Genomic DNA, 24,862 nt, shown 5'->3' with positions numbered 1-24,862 from the left:
GTCTCACTTCTTATTTTCACTTGCCAGATCTTCATTTTTTTCCTTTGCAGAAAGAAATGTCATAAATCTATATGGCTTTTTCCAACAGCTGTCTCAGCTTAAAAATTGACTTTGAATGGATTTGGGATATTCGGGATGTTGATAGTCCCATTACTTCGCCAATTTCTGTAAGGGTTAATTCCTCTTTGTAAAATAAACTTAGCACAAGCTGCTCTTTTTCATTTAATTGTAAGATTTTTTCAGCCATTTCTTCCAAGATTTCATTCTTTAATACCTTTTCTTCCGGAATAATTGCTTTTTCATCCTTAATTGAATAGCTGGCATCTTTTTCTTCTGAATCAGGCTGCTCATCGATTGAGAGGATATTGGCGTAAAAGTGTTCGTTCATAATAGAATAAACTTCGTCTTCCTGCATTTCTGTTTCTTCAGCAATTTCACGCACTGTTGCATTGCGCATCAGCCGCTGCTCCAGCATCTCAGTGGCAGCTTCAATTTTTTTCGCCTTATCCCTCGTACTTCGGGGAAGCCAATCTTCTTTTCTTAATCCATCTAGAATTGCACCGCGAATTCGAAAGGAAGCATATGTATCAAATTTCAAATCTCTTGCAGGCTCAAACTTTTCCAGCGCATCGTACAAACCCATTAGCCCAAGACTTCGTATATCATCTCTTGAAACATTCTTCGGCAGGGCAGCGGATATCCGCTGTACATGATAGCTTACAAGAGGCAAATATTTTTTCACAAGAAAATTCCCCGCTTGAGCATCACGAGAGTCGACCCATTTAGCCCAGTAAGTGCTTTCTTCAGTTATCATGTCTGCCATGGCCATCCTCCTCAAACGTTTCCATTTCTATTAATTATTGTTAGTATATCAAAATGTTTCCTATAAAAATATTATCTTACATCCAAACTGCTTGGTTCGAAACCAATAAATAAGGGGTGTGTCCTTCGAGGAAATAATTAGAGAGAATAATTAATAAGACGGAGAGAAAATCAGCTTTTATGGCTGGCTGTGATCATCCGGCAGCATTTAAAACCTGTAAAGCCGACCAATATAAAGCTGATTCACTTGTAACTGCCCATACCTTAGAGCGGGAGCTTAAATAACAACTTTGTCTTTATTAACAGTCCGAATCACCAATTCGCCTGATTCAGGATTGAATTCAATTGTTCTGCCGCTATGCCCGCCAACATCTTCACCTAAAATAGCAATCTTTAAGGAATATAGTTCCTTTTTAACCGCTTCCACATTCCTTGGGCCAATCCTCATTAAATCACTTCCGGAGGAGTATTGGAACATCTGGGCTCCACCGGCAATCTTGGCATTTAATCGGGAAGCTTTTGCACCGTTTTTCATCAGAAGGCTCACTAAATCCCTGATTGCTGTATCAGCATATTTAGCTGAATTAAAGCTTGTGTTCTTTGCAAGAGAAGAATCAGGCAGCATAATATGCGCCAGCCCGGCAATTTCTGCACTAAGATCATAAAGAACCACACCGACACAGGAACCAAGTCCTGATGTCCTGATTAACCCGGGAGTTTTAACTATATTCATATCTGCTATGCCAACTTTTACAATTTCTAAAAGACTATTCATAATCCGGAACTCCCAATGCCTTAAAGATTATTTGAAAGGATTCAGGATCAGGAAGCAGAAAGAAATGGCCATTAACAGCATTCGTATTTTGAAGTTCATCATTTAAAGCTGTATCAATTACGATGGCGTAATCACTCACCTGCGAAATTTCAAGGAGACCCGTACCAATAATTGCCCCCACCATATCAATGCTAAGCATCGGCACTGAAGGGAAAAGTGACAGCTTAGTAAAATCCGATAATGATGATAAATATGATCCTGATAGAATGTTGCCAAGCTCCTGGAGTGCGGATACAGCAAGTTCATCATATGGCAGCTCATCTGCACAGAAAGGAATGTTTCCAGGCAGTTCCCGAATAAAGATTTCAGCCTGTTCAAGAGGCAGGACAAAAAACATGCTGCCAGGGGCGTCTCCTTCTATCCTTAGGAACACCCCTGCCACAACATTTTCCGGTCCTCCGGCCATATCAATCATTTCATCAAAAGAAACAATTTTCACATCCGGGACAGACATATCGATTTTTTTATTAAGCAGCGTTGATAATGCAGTAGCCGCATGACCCGCACCAATATTCCCGATTTCTTTAAGAATATCCAATTGAATGCTGCTGATATTTTTTTCTGAAAAATTCATCCCGCTATTCCTTTTCCATCCTGAGCTGCCAATTCTTCCGGATTCAGGACTTTTTCCAAATCTATTAGGATAAATAAACGTTTTTCGATTTTTGTAACACCTTTTATAAAATCGGCCTCTTCTGAACCGATTACCTCCGGAGGTGGTTCAATTGATTCAGGCGCCACATCAATCACATCATTTGCTGAATCTACAATCAATCCGACTTCCATATCATTCAATACTGCGATGATGACTCGTGAATGCTCATTATATTCAGCCTCTTCCAGATTAAATCTGCTTCTGAGGCTAATGATAGGTGTCACTACACCCCTTAAATTGATCACTCCTTTAACAAAGCCGACTGTTCGAGGAACCCGGGTTATATGCTCAACCTTTTCTATGGAACGCACCTGATTAACGGGAATCGCATATTCCTTATCTTTCAGCTGAAATACAATCAATTTTAAATCCGCGGCTGTCATCTCACTCATCATGTTCACTCCTCGTCAAAATTTATTTAATCAATGCATTGCAGTCCACTATCAGGGCAACCTGTCCATCTCCTAATATAGTTGCTCCGGAAATGGCAAACACACTTGTTAAGTAGTTTCCAAGTGATTTTAAAACGACTTCCTGCTGCCCGATAAAGGAATCCACCACAAGCCCGGCCATCTTTTCCCCTTTTCTTACGATAACAACGGAAATAAATTCATCTTCATGATTGTCAGATGGCACTTCAAAGATTTCCTTCAATGAAAGGAGCGGAACAACCTTGCCTCTGAAATCAATCACTTTCTGATTATGTGCACTTAAGACATCTGCTTTCCTGATAATAGCAGTTTCAATAATAGAAGATAGAGGGATTGCGTATTTTTCCTTCTCAATCTCGACGAGCATGACAGAAATAATGGATAAAGTTAATGGCAGCTGAATGGAGAATATGGACCCCTGTCCAACTTTTGAATCAATTGAAACTGATCCTCCCAATGACTCAATTGTATTCTTGACAACATCCAGCCCTACACCCCGTCCGGAAACATCTGAGATTTTATCCGCAGTTGAGAATCCTGAGGCAAAAATAAGTTCATATGCCTGCTTGTCCGTTAATGCTGAAGCGCTTTGCTCTGTAATGATGCCATTTTTTAATGCTTTCTTTATAACCTTATCTTTGTTTATGCCTGCGCCATCATCCTCTATTTCTATGAAAACATGATTGCCGCTGTGATAAGCCTTTAGAATGACATTTCCTTCTTCGTTTTTACCAATTGCTTTACGGACTTCCGGTGTTTCTACACCATGGTCTAATGCATTTCGGATTAAGTGAACAAGCGGATCGCCAATTTCATCGATAACCGTTCGGTCCAGTTCAGTATCTGCACCGACAATTTCTAGATTGATCTTTTTATTTAAATCTCTTGCTAATTGTCTGACCATTCTCGGGAAACGATTGAATACTGTTTCTATTGGGACCATGCGCATATTCAGAATAATATTCTGCAGGTCTCCGGATATCCTTGACATATGCTCAACTGTTTCATGAAGTTCCTGATTGTTTAATTCCTTGGATATTTGTTCAAGCCTGCCTCTGTCAATCACCAATTCTTCAAACAGGTTCATAAGGATATCCAGTCTCTCGATATTCACCCTAATGGTTTTGTTGCTGACTTGCTTTGCTGCAGGCGCCTTCTTTTCCTCTTTTGGCATCTCTGAAGCACGATCTGCCTTCTCCTCCACATCAGGCTTCAGGGTACCTTCATCCTTCACGGTTTCCCGGGAGATGTAATCCCCCATAGAAACCTCGACCACATCTATCCTATCCACTTCTGAGACCTTCAACAATTTCTGACGGATAACTTCGGGTGTTTCTTGGGTCACAATTGTTACAGAGAATTCCTGATCAAATTGCTCCTCTTCAAGCTGCTCAACAGAAGGAGTGGCTTTGATCACTTCCCCGCTCTTCTCAAGGACCTCAAAAACCATATAGACTCTGGCTGCTTTCAGCAGACAATCTGCCCGCAAGGCTATTGAAATTTCATAGGTTTCAAAGCCCTGCTCCTTCGATTGCTGAATCACGGTCCACTCGAAATCATCATATGTACTCTTGACTGGTCCTGGAGGTTCAGCAATTGCTGCTGCCGTTTCGGCTCTTGCTTTTGACAGTGCCGGGCTTTCCCCTTTTTCAATAAGCATCAACTTTTCAACAGCTATGGAAACATCCCTTTTTCCGTCTCCGCCTTCTGCTATTGATAGGACCATTGCTTCAAGATCATCAACAGCCAGAAAAACAACATCGAGAATTTCACCATTTACCTTAATCTTCTGATTTCTGATTGCATCAAGAACATTTTCCATCTGATGAGTTAGATTTGCGAGATCTTCATACCCCATGGTGGCCGACATGCCTTTCAGCGTATGAGCAGACCTGAATATCTCATTAACTATTTTTATATCATCAGGATTTTTTTCTAATTCAAGAAGCTGTTCATTGCACGACTGCAAATGCTCCTTGCTTTCTTCGATAAATACCTCTAAATATTGGTTCATCTCCATGTGCCTGCCCCCTCGGCTTTAAACATATTTCAATATGGATTCTGCTATACGTTCAATATTCTGCACCTCATCTGCAAGGCCAGATTCAATCACTGCTCTTGGCATTCCAAATACAATTGATGATTCTTTTGATTCAGCAATGGCTTTCACTTCACCGCTTTTCTTCATTGCCACCAGGCCATTTCTGCCATCTGCTCCCATTCCTGTCATTATGACAGCAATTTTTCTGATCTCTTTAATTTCACCTACAGATTCAAACATCACATCAACTGAAGGCCTGTGTCCGTTCCTTGGCGGTGATTCATCCAGATGAATCACAAGATCCCTGCCTGACCTTGCTGCTGTCAGGTGAAAGCCACCAGGAGCAATATAGGCTGTGCCGTTTTTAAGAATATCCCCATCTTCGGCTTCCTTAACAGATAACGACGATAATCCGTTTAGTCTGCTTGCCAGTGACTTCGTAAATCCGGCAGGCATATGCTGTACAATCAGAATCGGTGCGTTAAGATTTCCTGGAAGATCATTCAGCACTTTTTGAAGTGCACGAGGTCCGCCCGTGGAAGTTCCTATACAGATAATCTGTTTGACTTTTAGGCTCGGTTCATCAGCAGAACGATTGAGCTGAATAGATTTACACGGTTCTATTTTACTATAACTCCGGTGAAGTCCGGCAGTTTTTTTCCACTACCTGAAAAATTAACCAGCCCTTTCATATTCGCTTTGCTTGCCTGCACTACTTTATCTGTTAATTCAGTTTTTATTTTATGCAGGTCAAGTGAGATTGGCCCAGATGGCTTCGCTATAAAATCTACTGCCCCATATTCCATGGCTGTAAAGGTGTTTTCAGTACCTTCCTTCGTTGTGCTTGAAAGCATGACTACAGGAACAGGCATAGTTTTCATAATTATTTTGAGAGCCTCCAGGCCGTTTAGGACCGGCATTTCAACATCCATGGTTACTGCATCAGGATTTAATTCTTTAATTTTCCTTAAGCCCTCTTCTCCGTTTCTGGCTGTCCCAATAACTTGAATTCTCTCATCTTCAGACAAGAGATCCGCAATCAGTTTCCTCATAAAGGCTGAATCATCTACTACAAGCACTTTGACACTCTTCAAGCTGATTCACCCCCTATTAAAAAGAAATTTTTTGAGCTTTGAAATAAACTGGGAAGTATGATATTCACCAGTCTCCCCGCCAGCTCCGCCGCCAACTTTCTCAGTCATATTCCGAATCGCTTTTGAAGCAGCTGAATTTTCCTGATAAATAATGAAAGGAATTTGCCGTTTCACAGCCTGCTTTATGCTGCGATCATCCGGAATAATTCCCAGGAGGTCAGCATCTCTCCCTAAGAATCTTGATGCAACAGCAGAAATCCTCTTAAATGTTTCCTGCCCTTCTCTCTCTCCTTCAGACCGATTAATTACCAAATGAAATGGTATCTTATCATCCAAAAGATGTATATGCTTCATTACTGAGTATGCATCAGTGATGGACGTTGGTTCAGGTGTAGTAATGACCGCAATTTCCTGAACTGAGAGTATGAACTTCGCGGATTCTTCTGTAATGCCTGCACCCATATCAAAGATGATATAATCATAATTTTGAATTAGTTGGGCAAGTTCTCCGGTGAATCTTGAAATTTGCTCATCATCGAGTTTCACAATATGCGAAAGACCCGTCCCGCCTCCAATATAATCCAGTCCATATGGTCCCTCTGAAATAATATTATTTAAAGGCATATTCTTTTCTAAAAAATCAGCAATTGAATAACTGGCTGATCTTCCCATAAGAATCTCAACATTCCCCATGCCGATATCCATATCGAATAACAATACTCTGTGGCCCCTTTTGCATAGGGAAATAGAGAAATTCAATGAGAAATTTGATTTCCCTACTCCCCCTTTTCCGCTAACCACCGCTATTGTTTTAAATTGATGACTTCGGCTGTCTTCTTCTTTCAGCCTGGCTCTTAGCCTTTCTGCCTGATCGTTCATTTCTTATTCCCCATTAGTTGTTTTACAATATCTACCGGCCCTGCCGTCAGGATATCATCAGGAACATCCTGGCCATTTGTAATATAAGCTGTGCCCTTTTTATATTTATGAATGATGTTGTACATCGCACCGTAAGTTGACGTTTCATCTGCCTTTGTGAAGATAAGCTTATCAATGTCTATAATTGAGAACTGATTAAATATATCTTCCATATCCTTTTGTTTCGCAGTAAGCGAGAGCACTAAAAAAGTTTCCATCTCCTGCTCGAAATCAATCACATTCTTTAAATCTTCTACATACTTTCTGTTCCTGAAATTCCGTCCGGCTGTATCTATTAAAACAAGGTCATATTCTTTCAGTTTCTCTGCTGCCTGTCTGAAGTCATCTATTGTGTAGCAAACTTCTAAAGGTATATCCAGGATGCCTGCATATGTTTTTAATTGATCGATCGCAGCTATCCTGTAGGTGTCGGCTGTGATAAATGCAGCCTTTTTTTTATGTTTAATCACACACTCTGCTGCCATCTTCGCCAAGGTAGTTGTTTTCCCTACTCCAGTAGGACCTGCTACATTGATATATTTTTTGGTGAAAGAAATCCCGCAGAATGGAATATCCTCAATTTGCTTTATAAGCTCTTCTTGCATCCAGGCTTCCACTTCAGCAGCTTTAGCTTTGGCACCGCCCAAGTACCATTTTTCCAGCAATACTTGAAGTACCTGATCCTGTATTGACTTGTCAATTTCCTGTTCATTAAGTAATTGCATGACTTTTCTTATCGCTTCAGGGTAGACAGTACTTATCTGCTTTCCACCTGCCAATGAGGACATCATTTGTTTCAGGCTGCTTATCTCTCTAATCAGCTCATCTGATGTTCCTGATCCGGGAAATTGAGAATCTTCAGTGTTTCCCTTGAAATGATTTGAAGCAGCAGGGATTGCTGCAGGCTTAACAGCGGGTTTTTGCTCTATTTCCTTATTTGAATCCGCCGCTGCCATTATTTCTATATTTCTCTTTTTAAAAAAGCCTAAAACCCCGCCTGTATATACTACTCGTGAATTTATAATTACTGCATCCTTACCCAGTTCCGCGCGTATTTGTTTCATCGCATCAGGCATGGACGCTGCCATGAACTTTTTTACCTTCAATCTATATTCACCACCCCGACACTTTGAACTTCCGCATTTGCTTCCAGCTCGTTATAGGAAAGGATCGGTATCTGCGGGAAATACCTTTCTGTTAATTGCCTGACATACATTCTGACTGCTGGAGAACAAAGGACAATTGGCGTCTGCTCCATCAATGAAAGCTGTTCAACCTGGGAAGCAATTGATTCAAGAATATTCTGGGATACCGTTGGATCCATGGATAAATAATTCCCATGTTCTGTCTGCTGAACACCTTCTGCAACCATTTTCTCGACTCTCCCTGATAGGGTAACGACTTTTATAGAGTCACCCTGCTGTGAAAACTGGCTGGTAATTTGTCTGGCCAAAGCCTGACGGGCATATTCTGTAAGCAAATCTGTATCACTTGTAGATTTGGCAAAATCAGCAAGTGTTTCAAAGATAACCGGCAAATTTCGGATCGAAACGTTTTCCCTCAATAGTTTTGCAAGCACCTTTTGAACTTCACCAACAGACAATGGATTTGGTGTAACTTCTTCAACAAGGATTGGATAGCTTTCCTTAACATGATCAATCAGCTGCTTTGTTTCCTGGCGGCCTAATAACTCATGAGCATTGCTTTTTATAATTTCTGTAATATGAGTAGAAACAACAGATGGCGGGTCAACGACTGTATAGCCGAAAATTTCTGCCTGCTCCTTCATTTCTTCTGTTATCCATTTTGCCGGCAGGCCGAAGGAAGGCTCAATCGTATCAATTCCTTCGATGCTATCATCTTCAATACCAGGACTCATTGCCAAATAATGATCTAGCAGAAGCTCGCCGCGGGCCATTTCATTTCCTTTAATCTTCAATCTGTATTCATTCGGCTGCAGCTGAATATTATCACGTATTCTAACTACCGGAATGACTAGGCCCAATTCAATCGCCAGCTGCCTTCTGATCATTACAATCCTGTCAAGAAGGTCCCCGCCCTGATTCGTATCGGCAAGAGGTATTAACCCATAGCCAAACTCGAATTCTATCGGATCTACATTTAATAGGTTAACCACGCTTTCAGGACTTTTCATTTCATCGCTTTCGACCTCTTCTTCCATCTCCAGCAGCTGATCTTTATCCGGCTGTGGAGTCTTAGCTATCGTATATCCGCCAAAAATCATCAAGCCGCCAATCGGCAGTGTTAAAACAAGCCCTATCGGTGTCAATAACCCTAGCAGAATGATAGTTCCGCCAGTGACATATAACATTTTCGGATAAGCAAACAGCTGGGAAGTAATGTCTTTTCCAATATTTCCATCTGATGCTGCCCTTGTTACTACAATACCCGTTGCTGTGGAGATTAACAGAGCCGGAATTTGACTGACAATTCCGTCTCCAACCGTCAGCATTGAATATTTCATGGCAGCCTCTGCAAACGGGAGCCCCAGCTGCACCATGCCAATGACAACGCCAAATAATAAGTTGATAAGCGTAATAATGATCCCGGCAATGGCGTCACCTTTAACAAATTTACTGGCACCATCCATCGAACCGTAAAAGTCAGATTCACGGCTGATTTTTTCACGGCGTTCCCGGGCTTCATGCTCAGAGATCATACCTGCATTTAAGTCTGCATCGATGCTCATCTGTTTACCCGGCATGGCGTCAAGTGTAAAACGCGCCGCCACTTCGGAAACCCTCTCAGATCCTTTGGTAATGACGATAAATTGAATAATAATAAGAATTAAGAATACAACGAGTCCGACTATAACATTACCGCCGGTTACAAATGAACCGAATGTTTCAACGACCTTTCCTGCTTCCCCTTCCGATAAAATGGATCTGGTTGTAGAAACATTCAAACCCAGCCTGAATAATGTCATTAACAATATTAAGGAAGGAAAAATGGAAAATTCGAGCGCTTCCTTCATATTCATGGCCGTCAGCAAAACCATAAGTGCAAGCGCAATATTAATGATTATCAGTACACTTAAAAGCCAAGGCGGAAAAGGAATAATAAGCATGGCTACTATTAAAATTACACTCATCAATACTGATAAGTCTCTTACTTGCATCAAAACTCTCTCCTTACAAGAAAAGCGCAAGCGCCTTGCTCACCCCCGACACCTCGAGGGGGTAGGCGCTGGAGCTAGACAGTTATCGCAGTTCAAAGATCAATACTTTCTTATTTTACAAAAGCGGAAACGCCTTGGCAGCCATTCAACAGCTTCCTATGACCAGCTATTCCATATTTCTCTGGTTAAATTTTGTTTTTAGTTCTGTACACATATGCTAAAATCTCTGCAACAGCTTTGAAAAATTCTTCAGGGATGGCTTGGCCAATTTCCGCCTGACTATAAAGAGCCCTGGCAAGCGGCCTGTTTTCAACTGCAATCACATCATGCTCCTTTGCAATCAATTTAATCTTTTGGGCAACAAAGTCCACACCTTTCGCAACTACAATCGGAGCATCACTTTTTGTTTCATCATAGCTCAGGGCTATGGCAAAATGTGTAGGGTTCGTGATAACCACATCCGCTTTAGGGACTTCCTGCATCATCCTTCTCATTGCCATTTCCCTCTGTCTTTGTTTGATCTTGGATTTAATTAAAGGGTCTCCTTCACTATTTTTGTGTTCGTCTTTAATGTCTTGTTTAGACATGCGGATATTTTTTTCAAAATCATATTTTTGATAGAGATAATCCAAAACTGATAAAAATAGGAGAGCTGCTGATGCTATTAAGCCCATTTGAACGGTTAGACTTGCAATGGTGGCCAGCGCCGTTCCAACTGATTTTTGAGAAAGAATTAATATTTCATCTATTCTTAACCATAAAACCGCAAATGCAGCGACACCCACAAAAGCAATCTTGAGCATCGACTTCAGCAGCTCCACGATCGCCCTCATGGAAAAAATGCGCTTAAAGCCTTTTATTGGATCCAATTTCTCCAATTTAGGCTGTATTGCTTCTGTTGACAAAAGAGTACCTACCTGCATGAAGTTAGCAAGCACACCCGCAAGCATAGCAATCAGCATGATCGGACCTAAAAAAAGTACCAGTTCCTTTAAGACATCAAGAAAGATCACCTGAACATTCGCCTCTGTCAGAGGCATCATCATATAATCATTAAATGAGTGCGTAAATATATAAAGGATGATATTCTTCAAATACGATCCGGCAAACAGCAAAAACAGAAACACCGCTAAAAGGACGATGGCTGTATTAACATCCTGGCTTTTGGCTACTTGTCCTTTTTTTCTGGAATCCTGCCTCTTTTTCGGAGTGGCTTTTTCTGTTTTTTCTCCGGAAAACAGCTGGAGATCTAAAGAAAGCAATAACTTCATTCTATGAACCTCCCATAAGCTCCATCAGCCCTCTCATTGTTTCCAGCATCGTTTCAATTGCAATGGAAAACGCGTATATTAATACACTCATAACAATTATGAGGACAATAAAACTGACGCCTATTTTCAAAGGAAGCCCGACGACGAAAACATTTAGCTGCGGAACTGTCCTTGCGACAATCCCTAACGCGACATCCACGAGAAACAGACTGCCGACAACAGGGATGGACATCTGAAAGGCAATAACGAACATCGTATTCATGGCTTTTATGACATATTCAGTCATATTTTCATTCCCGAAAGAAATCCATGCCTGATCAAGCGGGATAAAATTATAGCTGTAAAACACTCCATCAAGCATGAGATGATGTCCATTGACAGTTAATAAAAAAAAGAGAGCGATCGTGTACAAATACTGTCCCATTAATGGGCTCTGCGCTCCTGTCTGCGGATCAATCACATTCGCTATGGCAAAACCCATCTGAAAATCAATAAATCCTCCGGCAATTTGAATGGCTGAAAGAATCAAATAGGCAATAAATCCAACCATCAGCCCAACCAATGCTTCTTTTATGATTAATAGAAAATAAGTACCGTCAATTTCAAGAGCCGGGACATCCATTCCGAGGAACATAATCCAGGCCAAAAAGAAGCCAAGGCCAATTTTGTGTGATGCCGGAATGGATCTGTATGAAAAAAGGGGCATCATTAAAAAGAAAGATGTCACCCTTACAAAAATAAGTAAAAAAGCAGGAAAAGAAGGCAGAAAATCTAACATGTCATCAGCCTACAAACCTGGTCAAATTAGAAAAAATCTCATTTGCATAAGATAGCATATGGCTAAGCATCCATGGTCCAAAGAAAACAACACCGACAAGGACCGCTACAATTTTAGGAATAAAAGCCAGTGTCTGTTCCTGAATTTGGGTTGTAGCCTGAAAGATGCTGACTACCAAGCCGACTACTAGTGCCAGAATTAGCAAGGGACCGCAAATCATCAATACGGTGATGATCCCTCTTTCTGCAATGGATATTACTGTTTCTGGAGTCATTCTGAATGTTCACCTGCTTAAAAGCTTTGTAAAAGGGATTTAACTACTAAGTACCATCCGTCCACCAGTACAAATAATAATATTTTGAACGGAAGCGAAATCATAACGGGAGGAAGCATCATCATCCCCATGGACATCAATACACTGGCAACAACCATGTCGATCACCAGAAATGGAATAAAAATCATAAAGCCAATTTGAAAAGCTGTTTTAATTTCACTTATGGCAAAGGCCGGAACAAGACTCGTAAGCGGAATATCTTCAATGGAAGCCGGTGCTTCAGCTCCGGAGTATTCAAGAAATAAAGCCAAATCCTTCTGCCTCGTATGGGCACTCATAAATTCTTTAAAGGGTATTGAAGCTTTTTCATATGCTTGTTCCAGATTTATTTCTTCATTGAATAAAGGTGTTAAAGCCTGTTCGTTCACTTCCTGCATGGTCGGAGCCATGATAAAGAATGTCAGGAATAAGGATAAGCCTATTAAAACTTGGTTCGGCGGCATTTGCTGAGTAGCAAGCGCCGTTCTGACAAAGGAAAGAACGATGACTATCCTTGTAAAACAAGTCATTAATATTAGAATACTCGGCGCGAGAGAAAGTACCGTCAGCAATAAAAAAAGCTTCACAGATGTAGATACATTTTCAGGAGAGCTGCTATTAAAAAACTCCATGAATTCATTCATCTTTCTTCTGGCCCTTTCTTTCTAACTCATCAAACAGTTTTTTTCTGCCCTTTTTCATTTCAGCCAGCTGAATCCCGAGCAGTGTACTGAAATTTTGGCTGCCTTGCTTGCTTTCATCTGTTTGCTGTGTTCTTTTCATCACCTTTGTCACAATATCGCTTGGACGGATAAGCTGTTCCAGTTTGTCATTATGCTCTTTGATGATCTGGCTGTACTCTTCTGAGTTGTCTATTTCTTTTAACAGCTGAATATTTTCTCCTACCCCTACTACCAAAATGCGCTTTCCCACTTTAATCAGCTGGACTGACCTGTTTGCACCTAAAGCTGTACCACCGAGGTTTTCAACTAATTGCGACCTGTTATATACTTTGCTTTTTTTATTGATGAACTTTAGGAGAGCATAGAGTAATCCAATAGTAAAGCCTGTTGCTAAAATCATTTTTATAAAATCCCAGGAAGTAAGACCGATCTTTCCGCTTTCATCCTGTTCAGGCTGTCCTTCAGCTGCCTCTGAATCCTTTGATTCTTTTGTTTCCTTTGATTCTTTTGTTTCCTTTGATTCCTGTTCCTTGCATTTTTCCGGGTTATCCATACATTCTTTAACACTATTATTCAATTGCTCTGCCTGGGCCAGCGGCTGCATGCCCAGCAGAACAATTGATAACAACAGCAGCAAAGAAATCACTTTCTTTACATTCCACACTATTTTGCACCCTCTAAAAAGAATAATCACTAGCCCAAAGTTTTGCCGATTGCTTCAAGAACTCTATCAGCCTGGAATGGTTTTACGATAAAATCCTTCGCGCCAGCCTGAATGGCATCAATGACCATCGCCTGCTGGCCCATTGCAGAACACATAATGACTTTAGCACTTGGATTCAATTTTTTGATCTCTTTCAGAGCTGTAATTCCATCCATTTCCGGCATGGTGATATCCATTGTGACAAGGTCAGGCTGTGTTTCCTTATATTTTTCAACAGCCTGTGCACCGTCAGCAGCTTCACCCACTACGTCATAGCCATTCTTGGATAAAATATCTTTTATCATCATTCGCATAAAAGCTGCATCATCAACTATTAAAATTTTATGTGCCATTCTTATAACCCCCACTTATTATCTTAATTTTTTTATACGGTCACTCTGGCTGATAATATCTGTAACCCTCACACCAAAGTTCTCATCAATGACAACTACTTCACCCTGGGCGATTAACCGGTTATTCACCAGAATATCAACAGGTTCACCGGCCAGTTTATCCAGTTCAATAATTGAACCGGAAGACAATTCAAGAATCTCCTTTACGGAACGTTTTGTCCTTCCCAGCTCAACCGTTACCTGAAGCGGTATGTCCAAAAGCATATCCAAATTCTTTGTTTCAGTCTCTTGCATATGGTATGGTTCAAAGCTCGAAAAAGCTGCCGGCTGTACATTCGGCTGCACCCCGTTTGCATAAGAGCCTCCGAAATGCTGCGGTCCGGACTGCTGAGCATGGTTTTGTGCAGGTGTATAGCTTTGAGGGTTCGATGCCTGATTCATAACCGGCTGTGAATAAGCCGGGGTCCCTGGATAATTTGTTTGAGCGTACTGCTGGTCATAACCCGAAGTGCTTACTTCTGGTTTTTTATCAAATGAAAGCTGACTATCCTGAAAATCAGAGTGAGACTGCATAACTGGTTTTTCATCAGGAGCCGCCCCCTCTGCCGGCAGACCTTGACCCGGATTCAATAATTCATTTACAAGACTTTTACCAAATTCCAAAGGAAGCAGCTGCATAATATTCGAATCAATAAGACTGCCTATCTTTAAGCGGAACGATATTCTTACCAGCATTTCTTCCTCAGGAACTCGTTCAGCACCTTCTCCATGCGGCAAATCAAGAAGATCAATTGCCGGTGGCGAAATATCAACCTTTTTACCAAAGATGGTTGACATCGAAGTGGCTGCAGAACCCATCATCTGGTTCATTGCCTCCTGAACAGCGCTTAACTGAATTTCACCCATTAGTTCAGCAGGGCTGGTCCCGTCTCCCCCAAGCATTAAATCAGCAATGATGGCAGCATCCGATTGCTGTATTACAAGCAGGTTGCTTCCGAAGAAGCCTTCCGTATAATTCACCTGAATTGCTACATAAGGATGCGGGAATTCATCAGCTAATTTCTTGCGCAAAACAACTGAAACAGCCGGAGTTGTGATATCAACTTTTTGATTTAATAACGTAGACAATGCAGTTGCAGAGCTTCCAAAAGAGATATTGCCGATTTCACCTAAAGCATCCTGTTCCATATGTGACAAATAATCCTCAGTTTGAAAAAATGCCTCATTATAACTTTCTGTTTCGTCACTGTCGTCAGCTGCTCCCCTTAATAGAGCATCAATCTCATCTTGCGAAAGCATATCATCACTCATCATCCTCATCTCCCCCTTTCACAGTGTCTAAAATTTGCACAGCCATTTTTTTGTTCAATTTTCCGGGTTGTCCAATGAATTTAGGGATATTGCCGACTTTTATAGTAAGCGGCCTATCAATTCCCTGGTTTAACTCAATGACATCTCCAATATCAAGTGATAAGAATTCCTGGATGGCTATGTCAGAACTGCCGAGTTCACATATGACCGGAACTTCCGCTTTCTGAATGTTTCGTTCAAGCCGGGCAATGACCTCCGGCTCCCTTTCCTTTTTGTCCGTCTGCATCCAATAATGTACAGACAGCTTAGGAATAATGGGCTCCAGAACGACGTGAGGTATACATATATTAATCATTCCACTCGTTTCACCAATTGTCGTATTTAGTGATATAACGACAACTGTTTCATTTGGCGAGACCATTTGCAGAAATTGCGGATTTACCTCAAAATCAGACAATATCGGATCAATGTCAGCGATTGTACTCCAGGCTTCCCTTAAGTTTTCAAATGCTCTTTCAAATGTAGCTGACATGATTTTTGTTTCAATTTCTGTTAAATTATCAACTTTATTGATGCTTGTCCCTCGGCCGCCCATCAGCCTGTCCATCATGGCATAGGCGACGTTTGGATTCACTTCCATAAGAATTCTTCCAGCCAGAGGGGGCACCTCAATTACATTCAATATAGTCATTTTAGGGATGGACCGGATAAATTCTTCATATGGTATCTGATCCGCAGAAGCAACCGAAATCTGGACATAGGTCCTCAGCTGGGCAGAAAAAAAGGTGGTTAGAAGCCGGGCAAAATTCTCATGAATTCTAGTTAAACTTCGAATTTGATCTTTAGAAAATCTTAATGCTCTCTTAAAATCATAAACTTTTACTTTTTTCTCAGTTTGTTCCTTTTTCAGCTCATCTGCATCCATTTCTCCGGTAGAGAGAGCCGAAAGCAGAGCATCAATCTCGCTTTGCGATAAAACCTCACCTGACATGAATCCTCACCTCCATCTATTGCAGTTAATTATTTGGTTATCACTGGAGGAGAGATTCAGTTATGTACACCTGAACGATCTTTCCTTCTTGCATTAAACCATTTATCTTGGTTTTCAAATCTTCCTGCAGCTTGATTTGGCCTTCTTTCCCCTGTATATCCTCTGATTTCATTTCAGACAATTCCTGGATGATGAGATTTTTAACCTGGAAATCTCTTTTTTGCAGTTCCTCTTTTGCTTTTTTGTTTTCAGTTTGTATCTTAAAAGAAATCCGGATATAATCATCACTCGCTAAATTGGCTGTAACTTGCGGAATATCCACAGAGGCCTCCAGCACTTCATCAATTGTCGGCTCTTTTGTTTCATTATCACCCGAAAACTTCATTACAAGCACAAGGGCAATAGCTCCTATAAGCGTGATTGCTACAAGCATCATTAACATTATCATTAACAGCTTATTGTTCTTCATTTTCAATTCCCTCCGCCAGCTGCTGCCCCAGTAGATTAACAGATTGATAGAATCCTAAAATCAAATGCATGACTCGGTCTTCAGTTTCCTTTACAACAAACTTCTTTCCATTAGTGAGCGTAATAGTCGTATCTGGAAAAGACTCTACTGTTTCTATGTACAAAGCATTCAATACAAAAGTTTTGCCGTTCAGGCGAGATACTTTAATCAATGTTTTTTTCAGGGCTCAAGATCCTGTATCTTCAGCCCTGACCCTCCTTTAGATTAACGTTTTAAATTAACAAGCTCCTGCAGGATTTCATCTGATGTTGTAATGATGCGGGTGTTTGCCTGGAAACCGCGCTGGGCTGTAATCATTTCAGTGAATTCTTCTGATAGGTCTACGTTGGACATTTCCAGGGAGCCGGAAGCGATAACTCCACGACCTTCTCCTGCTACGTTTATATTTGCAGTGCCTGAGTTGATAGATTCTTGGAATAAGTTATTACCAGTTTTTGTCAGACCTGATGGGTTACTGAATTTTGCTAGAGCTATGAAGCCAAGATTTTGTATCAGTCCATTAGAATAGACACCATTTATTTCACCCATTGATCCTATATTAAAACTTTCAAGGCTTCCTGAAGTGTTTCCATTCGGATCTGCCATGGCAGTCAGTTCGCCATCTGCAGATGTCAATTGATCAACATTGATATTGATATTTGCATCTGTAAAATCAGCATTACTATCTCCGTCTAAATCAATAGTCCATGATGATTCATTAAATGAAGCAGCCAAAGGAGTACCACTAAATGTTATATTTCCTATATCCGCCTCTTTAGTGCCTGAAATAAGCTTGACTGACCAAGTGTTGGTTGCACCTCTTTCAAACTGAACCTCAAAGTTGTGGCCATTTCCATTTTTATCAATTAACTTCATTTGTTGAGTAAATAATTCATTTTCTTGACCATAAAGATTCCCAGAAAAGGTAATAGTATCTGTTGCTTTTGAGGGCATAACCGAGTTAACGTTAACTGCTACATCACCAAGAATATTCGTTGGTTGTTTAGTATTGGGATTAACAGTATATGCTTGCACTTTTAGCCCATCGGCATTTACGAGGTTTCCATTGTCATCTAAATATAAGTTACCCGCCCTTGTATAATATTGTGCATCTCCTTGTCTTACAACAAAATACCCATCACCATCAATCCCAAGGTCTAACGAACGCCCAGTTGTCTGCAAACTTGAACCTGTATGAATCGTATCAATCGTAGCAATGGTCGAACCCAGTCCAACCTGCATCGGGTTTTTACCACCACGATTATCCTGGGCGGCACTTGCTCCAGAAATTGTCTGGTTCATCGTATCTTTAAAAGTTACACGGCCCTTTTTGTAGCCGAATGTATTTACATTCGCAATATTATTTCCAATGACATCAAGCTTCGTTTGAAAGTTTTTCATTCCGCTTATTCCCGAGTACATCGAACGTAGCATATCTTAAATCGCTCCTCTCTTTATTGGCAGCTTCTGTCATTCCGCAGCCCAGGCTTCCTTTATAAAGGTCCAGCCTTGTTAATTTAATCAAGAATAATAGTTCCATTGATGTTGGTGAAAATTTGAGTACCTGCTTCTTGTCGATCCATAGCAGTTATTACTGTATTGTTTTTGGCGCTTACAACAAGTGCTGCATCCTTCAGTAATACAAGGGATTCATTTACACCAAGCTTTTTTGCTTCATGCATTTTATTTTCAATTTGCTGCCAGCGCTCACCTGTAATTTCTATGCCTCTTTGGTTCATCCGCTGTTCTGCATGTTTACTGACAATTAGTTTGCTGTTATTTTCCAGGGCAGTCTGCAAATGTTTTGAAAAACCATTTTGCCCCTTGTTTGTTAAATGAACAGGTTTAGCCTGTTTGGTGACTACATTCTGGGTATGGATCGGACGAAACATCAACTTATCCATCCAATAACGCTCCTTTACTTATTCAACACCGATAATTTGAGACGCTGTTATGCTCATTTTGCCATCTTCCAATTGGAAAAGTGTCTTGCCATCTCTAAAAGAAACTGACTTGATTAGAGAAGAAACTTCCTTTTCGTCAGCATCCAGAAAAGTAACCTTCTTGCCAATCATCATACTGGCCTGCTGTACATGACTATCGTTAGATGCTTCCTTAACCTGTGATATATTTGCAGGTTCAAGTTTGGTTCCATCTTCTAAAATAAAGAGGACACTGCTGTCCTTAAACTGAATAGAAGCTACTTTGCCATTCCCCTCTTCAATAGTTGGCGGCTTAGCCGGGTCATCTGATTCTTTCAATTTATGCCATGTAACATTTTTCCCAACAAATTGATTGTAAGAAATTAATTGATTTTGCTCGTTGGCTTGAACAAACTTCTCCATCGTCTTATTCATATTGGTCATCTGCTCCAAAGACGAGAAGGTTGCCATTTGCGCAATGAAGTCCTTGTCCTGCATCGGATTCATTGGATCCTGGTTTTGCAGCTGTGTCATTAGAATTTTCAGGAAATCATCTTTTCCTAATATATCTGAGCCGGTTTTTCTGGTTTGGCTTTGATAGTTTGATAGCATCAGGGAAGAATCTATTGTGTTTGCCAATTACTATCACTCCTATGCTTCTGTATTAAGAAGTGCTTCTTCAAAAGAGCTGTTAAATTCTCTCTCAGGCTGCTGATTATTATGTTCATCCTTGTTTTGCTGCTGCCTCTGTTCCTGCTGCTGGGGATCTCTGTTGAAAGACCGATCCTGCTGTGTCATTTGCTGAGAGATTTCTATTCTCTCGATCTGGATGTTTTGTGAACTAAAGGCCTGCTTCAATCCATTAATATGTGAATCCAGAATTTCTTTAGCTGCTCCAGTGGAAGTAAGTATCCTTGCAATCATCGCAGAGTCTTTTTGAATAAGCTCTATCCGCAGCGCTCCAAGATGGTCTGGGTTCAGTTTGATAAATAACTTTTGCGCCCCTCCCATTTTTAGGAAATTACTCCGGGATAATATGTTTTCAAATTGCTGCATAAGCTGGTCTGCACTTACTGTCTTTCCCTGAGGACTCAGGAGAGACATCTGTTCAGGCTTTGAGAAGGATTGCACCTGAATAAATCCCTGTAAACCAGTTTCTGCTCTGTGAGCAAATTTACCGGCAGTCTCGCCCGCAGGTTCATTAGCAGCATTATTTGATTGTTTTATAGAGTTTAATTCGGCTGCAAGCGGGGTAAAAAGCTTCTGTAAAATACCCTCTCTATTTTTTATCAGACTCTCAATTTTCACTTGAACATTATTCAGGAAATCTTTCAGGTTTAGTTTACTAGTGTGAAAGTCCTGTTTCGCAGACAGCAATTCATACAATTTCAGAGCTTTTAATACCCCGTTAAAATCTTTCCCCTGCATGCTGATGCCTTCTTTTTGATCAAAATCGGAGATTGCTGAAATTAATAAACGGATTTTGTTTTCTGGATCTATATCTTCTTTGGAATATACACCCTTAAGCTTTACTTCCGGCAGTACCTGCTCAATAAATCCCTCAAGCATCTGCACCAATTCTTCCTGTGAAAGATCCAGCTGCTCTGAAATGATATCAATGATGCCAGTTTCATTTTGTAGTGAAATCTTCTCTAGCAGCTCGCTTCCGTTTTCTAAGTCGGTAATCTCACTTACTTTAAGAAATTCAATTATTTCCTTTAACTGTTCGATCTTATTCTCATCTGCTGCAGAAGTTAAACTTTCTCCTTGCGGTTTGGCTGATCCGGTTAAAGCGAAGAAAAGACTACCAAAACCTGGGCTGCCTGTGTCCTGCTGTGATAGTTTATCTTCAGATGAAAATTGTGACTGGATGAATCCTACCCCTCCAATTTGCACTTATTTCACCTCCTTTCAGGATTTCTGTTAATTATCCGATCCTCCTGCTTCTTTAGCTGCTGTCAGGAGTCCTGTATAACGTGCAGCATCTTCGGGATTCATCTTCTCCATGATGGCAGCCAGTGTATCAGAATTAACATTTGATAGGATTTTTACTGCTTCTTCATCCTTCATCTCCGTTAAAATGGGTGCAGCTTTTTTAGCAGAAATACTTTCATATGTCTTTACGATATCTTTAAATGCCCGCTTGTTCTCTTCCTTTATAGCTGTTAGCTCGCTGATTTCTTCCTCCAGCCTTTGCTTTTCCATCCCTGCCCTTTCTATTTCCAGCTCTTTGCTGTCAAGCTCGCTTTCCAGCTGAGATATCCTTGCTTCACGATCTTTTACTTCTGCCTGCAGCCCGATGAGCTGCTCCTCCATCACTTCCTGCGAACGGGAATTTGTATCATCAAAAACTGAAGCTATAAATGGCACTTTCCCGCTAAATTCTTTAGCTGTTTCAAAAATATTATTTCCGGTAATTGTAAAAACCAGCAGAGCTACAGTTATTCCGAACAGGATCGGGATTAAGAAAGCATATATAAACCACTTAAACCTGCTTGTTTTTGGTTTCTCTTGTTCTTCTGAAATTCTTTCCATTTAACCACCTAATTTCCCCGATTCATATACAGCTGAATCGAGATATCATCCATTTGCCTTCCTTCTGCTTGCTTCATGCTTTCCAAAAAGCCTGCTAAATCTTTTTCCTGCATTTTTTCATATTTTTTTACTTCAATATTTTTTTCCATCAGTTTCTCCTGCTGGAAATTCATTTGGCTTCTTGCATTTGCCACCATCTTTTGATAGTGGTCAATTGTTTTCTCAAGGCTGCTCACAAAATGCTGGTGATGCCTGATTTCCTGAACAGGAAGTCCTTTAGTCAGTCTTGATAGCTGATATTCTTCCAGATCTTCTTTCTTTTTCAGCAGGTCGTACAGTTTCTTTGCAGTTTCTTCGAATCGTTTTACAGCCTGATTGTATACATCAAACGCCTGATCTTTTTCTCTTTCTTTAATCTTCAGAATTTTATTGAATTTAAATTGGTACTGCATATTTTATTCTCCTTTTCCAGCTAATCCCTTTAATTGGCCAATGCTTTCCAAGATAGAAATTTTTTCATTCGTTTCTTGTTTCAAAAAAGAGATTATCGAAGGATACAATCGTATGGCTTCGTCTATTTCCATAGATGACCCGCGTTTATAGGCTCCAATATTTATTAGATCCTCTGCATTGATATATGTGCTCAGCATTTCTCTTACTTTTTCTGCTGACTTAATATGAGAGGCATCTGCGATATGATTCATTACCCTGCTTACACTTTTCAGGACATTTATAGCGGGATATTGCCCCTTGTTCGCTAATGACCGGTCCAGGACAAAGTGTCCATCCAGTATTCCCCTGACTGTATCTGCGATTGGCTCATTCATATCGTCGCCGTCCACCAATACGGTATAAAATGCCGTTATAGAGCCATATTCATTTGTTCCTGTTCTTTCAAGCAGCTTAGGCAAAACGGCAAAAACAGATGGCGTATATCCTTTTGTTGTTGGCGGTTCACCGACTGCAAGGCCGACTTCCCGCTGCGCCATTGCCACCCGTGTTACGGAATCCATCATTAACATGACATTTAAGCCTTTGTCCCTGAAATATTCAGCAATTGCTGTGGCTGTGTATGCCCCTTTAATTCTCATGAGTGCCGGCTGATCAGACGTAGCGACAACCACGATGGATCTTTTTAATCCCTCCGGCCCTAAGTCCCTCTCAATAAACTCCCTAACTTCCCTGCCCCTCTCGCCAATAAGGGCAATCACATTTAAATCTGCATTAGTATTACGTGCTATCATTCCAAGAAGTGTGCTTTTTCCAACTCCGCTGCCTGCAAAAATCCCGACCCGCTGTCCGTTTCCTACAGTCAGCAGGCTGTCGATCATTCTTACACCCACTTCAATAGGTTCAGAGATTGGCGGCCTTTTCAGCGGATTTGGAGGAGTTTGTTCCGTTAGGACAGGCGTCAGCCCTTTTGGCAGCATTGACCCATCGAGAGGCTGTCCCAGTGAGTCTATCGCCTGACCAATTAGAGTTGGACCTATCTTCACCTCAAGAGGTCTCGCGGTTGTCTCGACAAGAGAGCCTGGTGAAATATCTTGTACATCTGTATAAGGCATAAGAATCACATTCTCATTCTTAAATCCGACAACTTCCGCCTGGATCTTTCTTGTGCTCCCTTTGCCGATATGAATAATGCATACATCCCCAATCGAACTTTCCGGGCCTTGGGACTCAATCATCAGACCCACTACTCTTTTTACCCTGCCAAAACGCTTAAAGCTATCTACTTTTTCAATCTCGCTGATCAGCTGTCCAAGTTTCAATTTGGTTCACTCTCCAGCATTTCAAAGAGTTTTATTTTTATTTCTTCAAGCTGGCTGTCAACACTGGCTTCAATTCTTCCGTTTGCTGATTCAATTATGCAGCTTGTATTGCTTAGTTCATCATTTGGATAAATATATAAATCTGTCTCTTTAGGAAATACCCGGATTAGTTCTTCCTTATGGGATAGAAGCAAATCATAGTGCATTGGGTGCACATGAAGCTGAATCTCAGTATATTCTCTCGCTTCCTTTAAAGCCCTTTTTACAATTGAAAGGAATTGGTCACTATTCTGTTCAAGAACTTCGCCGAGTATTTTTCCTGCAACCTTTAAACCGATATTCAGAATGGTCCGTTCTGATGATTCGATGTGCTGCTGATAATCATGTTTAGCTGAGTTTACAACTTCTCTTGCCATTTGAATCAGTTCACTGTATTCCCTGAGAGCGGTTTGTCTGCCTTCATCTGCTCCCGCAGCAAATCCTTCTGATCGGGCTTCCTCAAGAACTTTTTGTTTTTCCTGTTCAAGCGCCATTCGCTGCTCTTCCATTTGCCGGGCCAAATTTTCTGAATCTATTCTTGCAGAGTTTACAATCCTCTCAGCTTCCTCACGGGCACTGTTCAGCATGGCTTGAACCTCTTCATGCGGTCTCGCTGCACTCTGCTCTACTTCCTCTTCAATATGGTTTGAATTGCTTTGCAGCAGTCTGATCGAAATGACCTTCTTTTCTTCTTCAGGCACTACGGAAGAGTATGATTTTATAAGCCTAGACAATAATATCATCTCCTCCGCCGCGTGCGACGATGATCTCCCCTGATTCTTCCAATCTTCTTATAATGCCAACTATTCTTGATTGGGCTTCTTCAACATCTCTTAATCTCACAGGACCCATGTATTCCATTTCATCCTTAAAGGTTTCAACCATTCTGGAAGACATATTTTTAAAGACAATTCCTTTAACTTCATCACTGGATACCTTAAGTGAAAGCATAAGGTCTTCACTTTCACAATCCCGGATAACACGCTGTATAGCGCGGCTATCAAGAGTAACGATGTCTTCAAACACAAACATTCTCTTCTTAATTTCTTCAGCAAGCTCCGGATCCTGAATTTCCAGCGCATCCAAAATGGTTCTTTCGGTCGCACGGTCAACTCCATTAAGCACATCGACAACTGACTCGATGCCACCGGTCTGGGTATAATCCTGCGTTACCGTTGAAGATAGTTTGCGCTCCAGAATCTGTTCAACTTCATTTATAATCTCAGGTGAGGTGCTGTCCATAACGGCAATTCTTCTGGCGATATCCGCCTGCATCTCCTGAGGCAATTCTGATAAAATCTGCCCTGCCTGAGCCGGATCAAGATAGGATAATATTAATGAAATGGTCTGCGGATGTTCATTCTGAATAAAATTCAGTATTTGTGCCGGATCCGCTTTTCTGGCGAAATCAAATGGCCTTACCTGCAGAGAAGACGTTAACCTGTTAATAATTGCTGAAGCCTGCTCTGTACCTAATGCTTTTTCCAGAACTGTTTTTGCATATCCAATCCCGCCCTGGGTAATATAATCCTGTGCCAGGGCGATCTGATGGAATTCTTCAAGGATTTCTTCCTTAACATAAGAATCAACTTTCCGAACACCCGAGATTTCCAGGGTCAACTTTTCAATCTCTTCCTCGCTCAAATGTTTATAAACAGAGGATGCAACATCAGGACCAAGGGAAATAAGAAGAATAGCCGCTTTTTGCTTGCCTGTTAATTCTTTCTGATCTTTTTTTGGCATCTTTC

General features: G+C 41.0%; 28 protein-coding genes and 1 pseudogene. All 29 read right to left on the bottom strand.

The window, feature by feature from the left end:
* Positions 1–67 precede the first annotated feature (67 nt).
* Positions 68–823, bottom strand: coding sequence for a FliA/WhiG family RNA polymerase sigma factor (locus tag PBF_RS07565; RefSeq protein ID WP_035329005.1), 756 nt, complete (start codon positions 821–823; stop codon positions 68–70).
* Between the two features lie 276 nt (positions 824–1,099).
* Positions 1,100–1,597 carry a chemotaxis protein CheD gene (locus PBF_RS07560; RefSeq protein ID WP_035329004.1) on the bottom strand — a complete coding sequence of 166 codons (498 nt, stop codon included), beginning with the start codon at positions 1,595–1,597 and terminating at the stop codon, positions 1,100–1,102.
* Positions 1,590–2,231, bottom strand: a complete 642-nt coding sequence (locus tag PBF_RS07555; protein ID WP_035329002.1) for a chemotaxis protein CheC — start codon at positions 2,229–2,231, stop codon at positions 1,590–1,592. The genes PBF_RS07560 and PBF_RS07555 overlap by 8 nt, the downstream gene beginning before the upstream one ends.
* Complete coding sequence (locus PBF_RS07550) at positions 2,228–2,704, bottom strand: chemotaxis protein CheW (protein WP_035329000.1); 477 nt, start codon at positions 2,702–2,704, stop codon at positions 2,228–2,230. The genes PBF_RS07555 and PBF_RS07550 overlap by 4 nt, the downstream gene beginning before the upstream one ends.
* Before the next feature lie 22 nt (positions 2,705–2,726).
* The gene (locus PBF_RS07545; protein ID WP_035328998.1) at positions 2,727–4,763 is read right to left on the bottom strand and encodes a chemotaxis protein CheA; all 2,037 of its coding nucleotides are present in this window, start codon (positions 4,761–4,763) and stop codon (positions 2,727–2,729) included.
* A gap of 18 nt (positions 4,764–4,781) precedes the next feature.
* A pseudogene (locus PBF_RS07540) lies at positions 4,782–5,878 on the bottom strand (protein-glutamate methylesterase/protein-glutamine glutaminase).
* Between the two features lie 6 nt (positions 5,879–5,884).
* Positions 5,885–6,757 (bottom strand): MinD/ParA family protein, encoded by an 873-nt coding sequence (locus tag PBF_RS07535; RefSeq protein WP_035328996.1) that lies wholly within the window; start codon positions 6,755–6,757, stop codon positions 5,885–5,887.
* Positions 6,754–7,902 carry a flagellar biosynthesis protein FlhF gene (flhF, locus tag PBF_RS07530; protein WP_035328994.1) on the bottom strand — a complete coding sequence of 383 codons (1,149 nt, stop codon included), beginning with the start codon at positions 7,900–7,902 and terminating at the stop codon, positions 6,754–6,756. The genes PBF_RS07535 and flhF overlap by 4 nt, the downstream gene beginning before the upstream one ends.
* Positions 7,899–9,935: a flagellar biosynthesis protein FlhA gene (gene flhA, locus PBF_RS07525; protein ID WP_035328992.1), complete on the bottom strand. Its 2,037-nt coding sequence runs from the start codon at positions 9,933–9,935 to the stop codon at positions 7,899–7,901. Before flhA ends, flhF begins: the two co-directional genes overlap by 4 nt.
* 185 nt (positions 9,936–10,120) lie before the next feature.
* A complete protein-coding gene (gene flhB, locus PBF_RS07520) occupies positions 10,121–11,206 on the bottom strand; it encodes a flagellar biosynthesis protein FlhB (RefSeq protein WP_035328990.1) in 1,086 nt (361 codons plus the stop codon).
* Between the two features lies 1 nt (position 11,207).
* A complete protein-coding gene (fliR, locus tag PBF_RS07515; protein ID WP_035328988.1) occupies positions 11,208–11,984 on the bottom strand; it encodes a flagellar biosynthetic protein FliR in 777 nt (258 codons plus the stop codon).
* Positions 11,985–11,988: 4 nt separating this feature from the next.
* Complete coding sequence (gene fliQ, locus PBF_RS07510; protein WP_009330744.1) at positions 11,989–12,258, bottom strand: flagellar biosynthesis protein FliQ; 270 nt, start codon at positions 12,256–12,258, stop codon at positions 11,989–11,991.
* A gap of 17 nt (positions 12,259–12,275) precedes the next feature.
* The gene (gene fliP / locus PBF_RS07505) at positions 12,276–12,941 is read right to left on the bottom strand and encodes a flagellar type III secretion system pore protein FliP (protein WP_035328986.1); all 666 of its coding nucleotides are present in this window, start codon (positions 12,939–12,941) and stop codon (positions 12,276–12,278) included.
* Positions 12,934–13,644: a flagellar biosynthetic protein FliO gene (locus tag PBF_RS07500; RefSeq protein ID WP_235192216.1), complete on the bottom strand. Its 711-nt coding sequence runs from the start codon at positions 13,642–13,644 to the stop codon at positions 12,934–12,936. The genes fliP and PBF_RS07500 overlap by 8 nt, the downstream gene beginning before the upstream one ends.
* 29 nt (positions 13,645–13,673) lie before the next feature.
* The gene (locus PBF_RS07495) at positions 13,674–14,036 is read right to left on the bottom strand and encodes a response regulator (protein ID WP_035328984.1); all 363 of its coding nucleotides are present in this window, start codon (positions 14,034–14,036) and stop codon (positions 13,674–13,676) included.
* Between the two features lie 18 nt (positions 14,037–14,054).
* On the bottom strand, positions 14,055–15,350 hold the full coding sequence (fliY, locus tag PBF_RS07490; protein ID WP_035328982.1) for a flagellar motor switch phosphatase FliY: 1,296 nt from the start codon (positions 15,348–15,350) through the stop codon (positions 14,055–14,057).
* On the bottom strand, positions 15,340–16,338 hold the full coding sequence (fliM, locus tag PBF_RS07485; RefSeq protein WP_035328980.1) for a flagellar motor switch protein FliM: 999 nt from the start codon (positions 16,336–16,338) through the stop codon (positions 15,340–15,342). Before fliM ends, fliY begins: the two co-directional genes overlap by 11 nt.
* Positions 16,339–16,378: 40 nt before the next feature.
* On the bottom strand, positions 16,379–16,807 hold the full coding sequence (gene fliL / locus PBF_RS07480) for a flagellar basal body-associated protein FliL (protein WP_035328978.1): 429 nt from the start codon (positions 16,805–16,807) through the stop codon (positions 16,379–16,381).
* Entirely contained in the window at positions 16,794–17,018 is a 225-nt protein-coding gene (locus PBF_RS07475) for a flagellar FlbD family protein (protein ID WP_035328976.1), read from the bottom strand. Before PBF_RS07475 ends, fliL begins: the two co-directional genes overlap by 14 nt.
* A 53-nt stretch (positions 17,019–17,071) precedes the next feature.
* Positions 17,072–18,280, bottom strand: coding sequence for a flagellar hook-basal body complex protein (locus PBF_RS07470; RefSeq protein ID WP_035328974.1), 1,209 nt, complete (start codon positions 18,278–18,280; stop codon positions 17,072–17,074).
* Entirely contained in the window at positions 18,222–18,371 is a 150-nt protein-coding gene (locus PBF_RS26425; RefSeq protein ID WP_200870024.1) for a hypothetical protein, read from the bottom strand. The genes PBF_RS07470 and PBF_RS26425 overlap by 59 nt, the downstream gene beginning before the upstream one ends.
* Positions 18,364–18,750 (bottom strand): TIGR02530 family flagellar biosynthesis protein, encoded by a 387-nt coding sequence (locus tag PBF_RS07465; RefSeq protein ID WP_035328972.1) that lies wholly within the window; start codon positions 18,748–18,750, stop codon positions 18,364–18,366. Before PBF_RS07465 ends, PBF_RS26425 begins: the two co-directional genes overlap by 8 nt.
* 18 nt (positions 18,751–18,768) lie before the next feature.
* Positions 18,769–19,407, bottom strand: coding sequence for a flagellar hook assembly protein FlgD (gene flgD, locus PBF_RS07460; RefSeq protein ID WP_035328969.1), 639 nt, complete (start codon positions 19,405–19,407; stop codon positions 18,769–18,771).
* Between the two features lie 12 nt (positions 19,408–19,419).
* The gene (locus PBF_RS07455; RefSeq protein WP_035328967.1) at positions 19,420–20,664 is read right to left on the bottom strand and encodes a flagellar hook-length control protein FliK; all 1,245 of its coding nucleotides are present in this window, start codon (positions 20,662–20,664) and stop codon (positions 19,420–19,422) included.
* Positions 20,665–20,691: 27 nt separating this feature from the next.
* A complete protein-coding gene (locus tag PBF_RS07450) occupies positions 20,692–21,303 on the bottom strand; it encodes a MotE family protein (protein WP_035328965.1) in 612 nt (203 codons plus the stop codon).
* Positions 21,304–21,311: 8 nt separating this feature from the next.
* Positions 21,312–21,755: a flagellar export protein FliJ gene (gene fliJ / locus PBF_RS07445; protein WP_035328963.1), complete on the bottom strand. Its 444-nt coding sequence runs from the start codon at positions 21,753–21,755 to the stop codon at positions 21,312–21,314.
* A gap of 3 nt (positions 21,756–21,758) precedes the next feature.
* On the bottom strand, positions 21,759–23,075 hold the full coding sequence (fliI, locus tag PBF_RS07440) for a flagellar protein export ATPase FliI (protein ID WP_035328961.1): 1,317 nt from the start codon (positions 23,073–23,075) through the stop codon (positions 21,759–21,761).
* Entirely contained in the window at positions 23,072–23,857 is a 786-nt protein-coding gene (fliH, locus tag PBF_RS07435) for a flagellar assembly protein FliH (protein WP_081757239.1), read from the bottom strand. The genes fliI and fliH overlap by 4 nt, the downstream gene beginning before the upstream one ends.
* Positions 23,841–24,857 carry a flagellar motor switch protein FliG gene (gene fliG / locus PBF_RS07430; RefSeq protein WP_035328957.1) on the bottom strand — a complete coding sequence of 339 codons (1,017 nt, stop codon included), beginning with the start codon at positions 24,855–24,857 and terminating at the stop codon, positions 23,841–23,843. Before fliG ends, fliH begins: the two co-directional genes overlap by 17 nt.
* Between the last annotated feature and the right edge of the window lie 5 nt (positions 24,858–24,862).

This window comes from Cytobacillus firmus DS1 (assembly GCF_000565285.1).
Taxonomy (GTDB): domain Bacteria; phylum Bacillota; class Bacilli; order Bacillales; family Cytobacillaceae; genus Cytobacillus; species Cytobacillus firmus_A.
The sequence above is the reverse complement of the archived record's forward strand: the minus strand, read 5'-3'. Positions and strand labels throughout refer to the sequence as shown.

Coding starts and splice junctions, on each gene's coding strand:
- PBF_RS07545 (WP_035328998.1), bottom strand. CDS start 4,763: ATGGAGATGAACCAATATTTAGAGGTATTTATCGAAGAAAGCAAGGAG.
- fliL (WP_035328978.1), bottom strand. CDS start 16,807: ATGAAGAACAATAAGCTGTTAATGATAATGTTAATGATGCTTGTAGCA.
- PBF_RS07465 (WP_035328972.1), bottom strand. CDS start 18,750: ATGGATAAGTTGATGTTTCGTCCGATCCATACCCAGAATGTAGTCACC.
- fliR (WP_035328988.1), bottom strand. CDS start 11,984: ATGTTAGATTTTCTGCCTTCTTTTCCTGCTTTTTTACTTATTTTTGTA.
- fliG (WP_035328957.1), bottom strand. CDS start 24,857: ATGCCAAAAAAAGATCAGAAAGAATTAACAGGCAAGCAAAAAGCGGCT.
- PBF_RS07495 (WP_035328984.1), bottom strand. CDS start 14,036: ATGGCACATAAAATTTTAATAGTTGATGATGCAGCTTTTATGCGAATG.
- flhB (WP_035328990.1), bottom strand. CDS start 11,206: ATGAAGTTATTGCTTTCTTTAGATCTCCAGCTGTTTTCCGGAGAAAAA.
- fliJ (WP_035328963.1), bottom strand. CDS start 21,755: ATGCAGTACCAATTTAAATTCAATAAAATTCTGAAGATTAAAGAAAGA.
- fliY (WP_035328982.1), bottom strand. CDS start 15,350: ATGATGAGTGATGATATGCTTTCGCAAGATGAGATTGATGCTCTATTA.
- PBF_RS07535 (WP_035328996.1), bottom strand. CDS start 6,757: ATGAACGATCAGGCAGAAAGGCTAAGAGCCAGGCTGAAAGAAGAAGAC.
- fliP (WP_035328986.1), bottom strand. CDS start 12,941: ATGAATGAATTCATGGAGTTTTTTAATAGCAGCTCTCCTGAAAATGTA.
- fliQ (WP_009330744.1), bottom strand. CDS start 12,258: ATGACTCCAGAAACAGTAATATCCATTGCAGAAAGAGGGATCATCACC.
- PBF_RS07555 (WP_035329002.1), bottom strand. CDS start 2,231: ATGAATTTTTCAGAAAAAAATATCAGCAGCATTCAATTGGATATTCTT.
- fliH (WP_081757239.1), bottom strand. CDS start 23,857: ATGATATTATTGTCTAGGCTTATAAAATCATACTCTTCCGTAGTGCCT.
- PBF_RS07450 (WP_035328965.1), bottom strand. CDS start 21,303: ATGGAAAGAATTTCAGAAGAACAAGAGAAACCAAAAACAAGCAGGTTT.
- PBF_RS07470 (WP_035328974.1), bottom strand. CDS start 18,280: ATGCTACGTTCGATGTACTCGGGAATAAGCGGAATGAAAAACTTTCAA.
- flhA (WP_035328992.1), bottom strand. CDS start 9,935: ATGCAAGTAAGAGACTTATCAGTATTGATGAGTGTAATTTTAATAGTA.
- PBF_RS07565 (WP_035329005.1), bottom strand. CDS start 823: ATGGCAGACATGATAACTGAAGAAAGCACTTACTGGGCTAAATGGGTC.
- PBF_RS07550 (WP_035329000.1), bottom strand. CDS start 2,704: ATGAGTGAGATGACAGCCGCGGATTTAAAATTGATTGTATTTCAGCTG.
- fliM (WP_035328980.1), bottom strand. CDS start 16,338: ATGTCAGGTGAGGTTTTATCGCAAAGCGAGATTGATGCTCTGCTTTCG.
- PBF_RS07560 (WP_035329004.1), bottom strand. CDS start 1,597: ATGAATAGTCTTTTAGAAATTGTAAAAGTTGGCATAGCAGATATGAAT.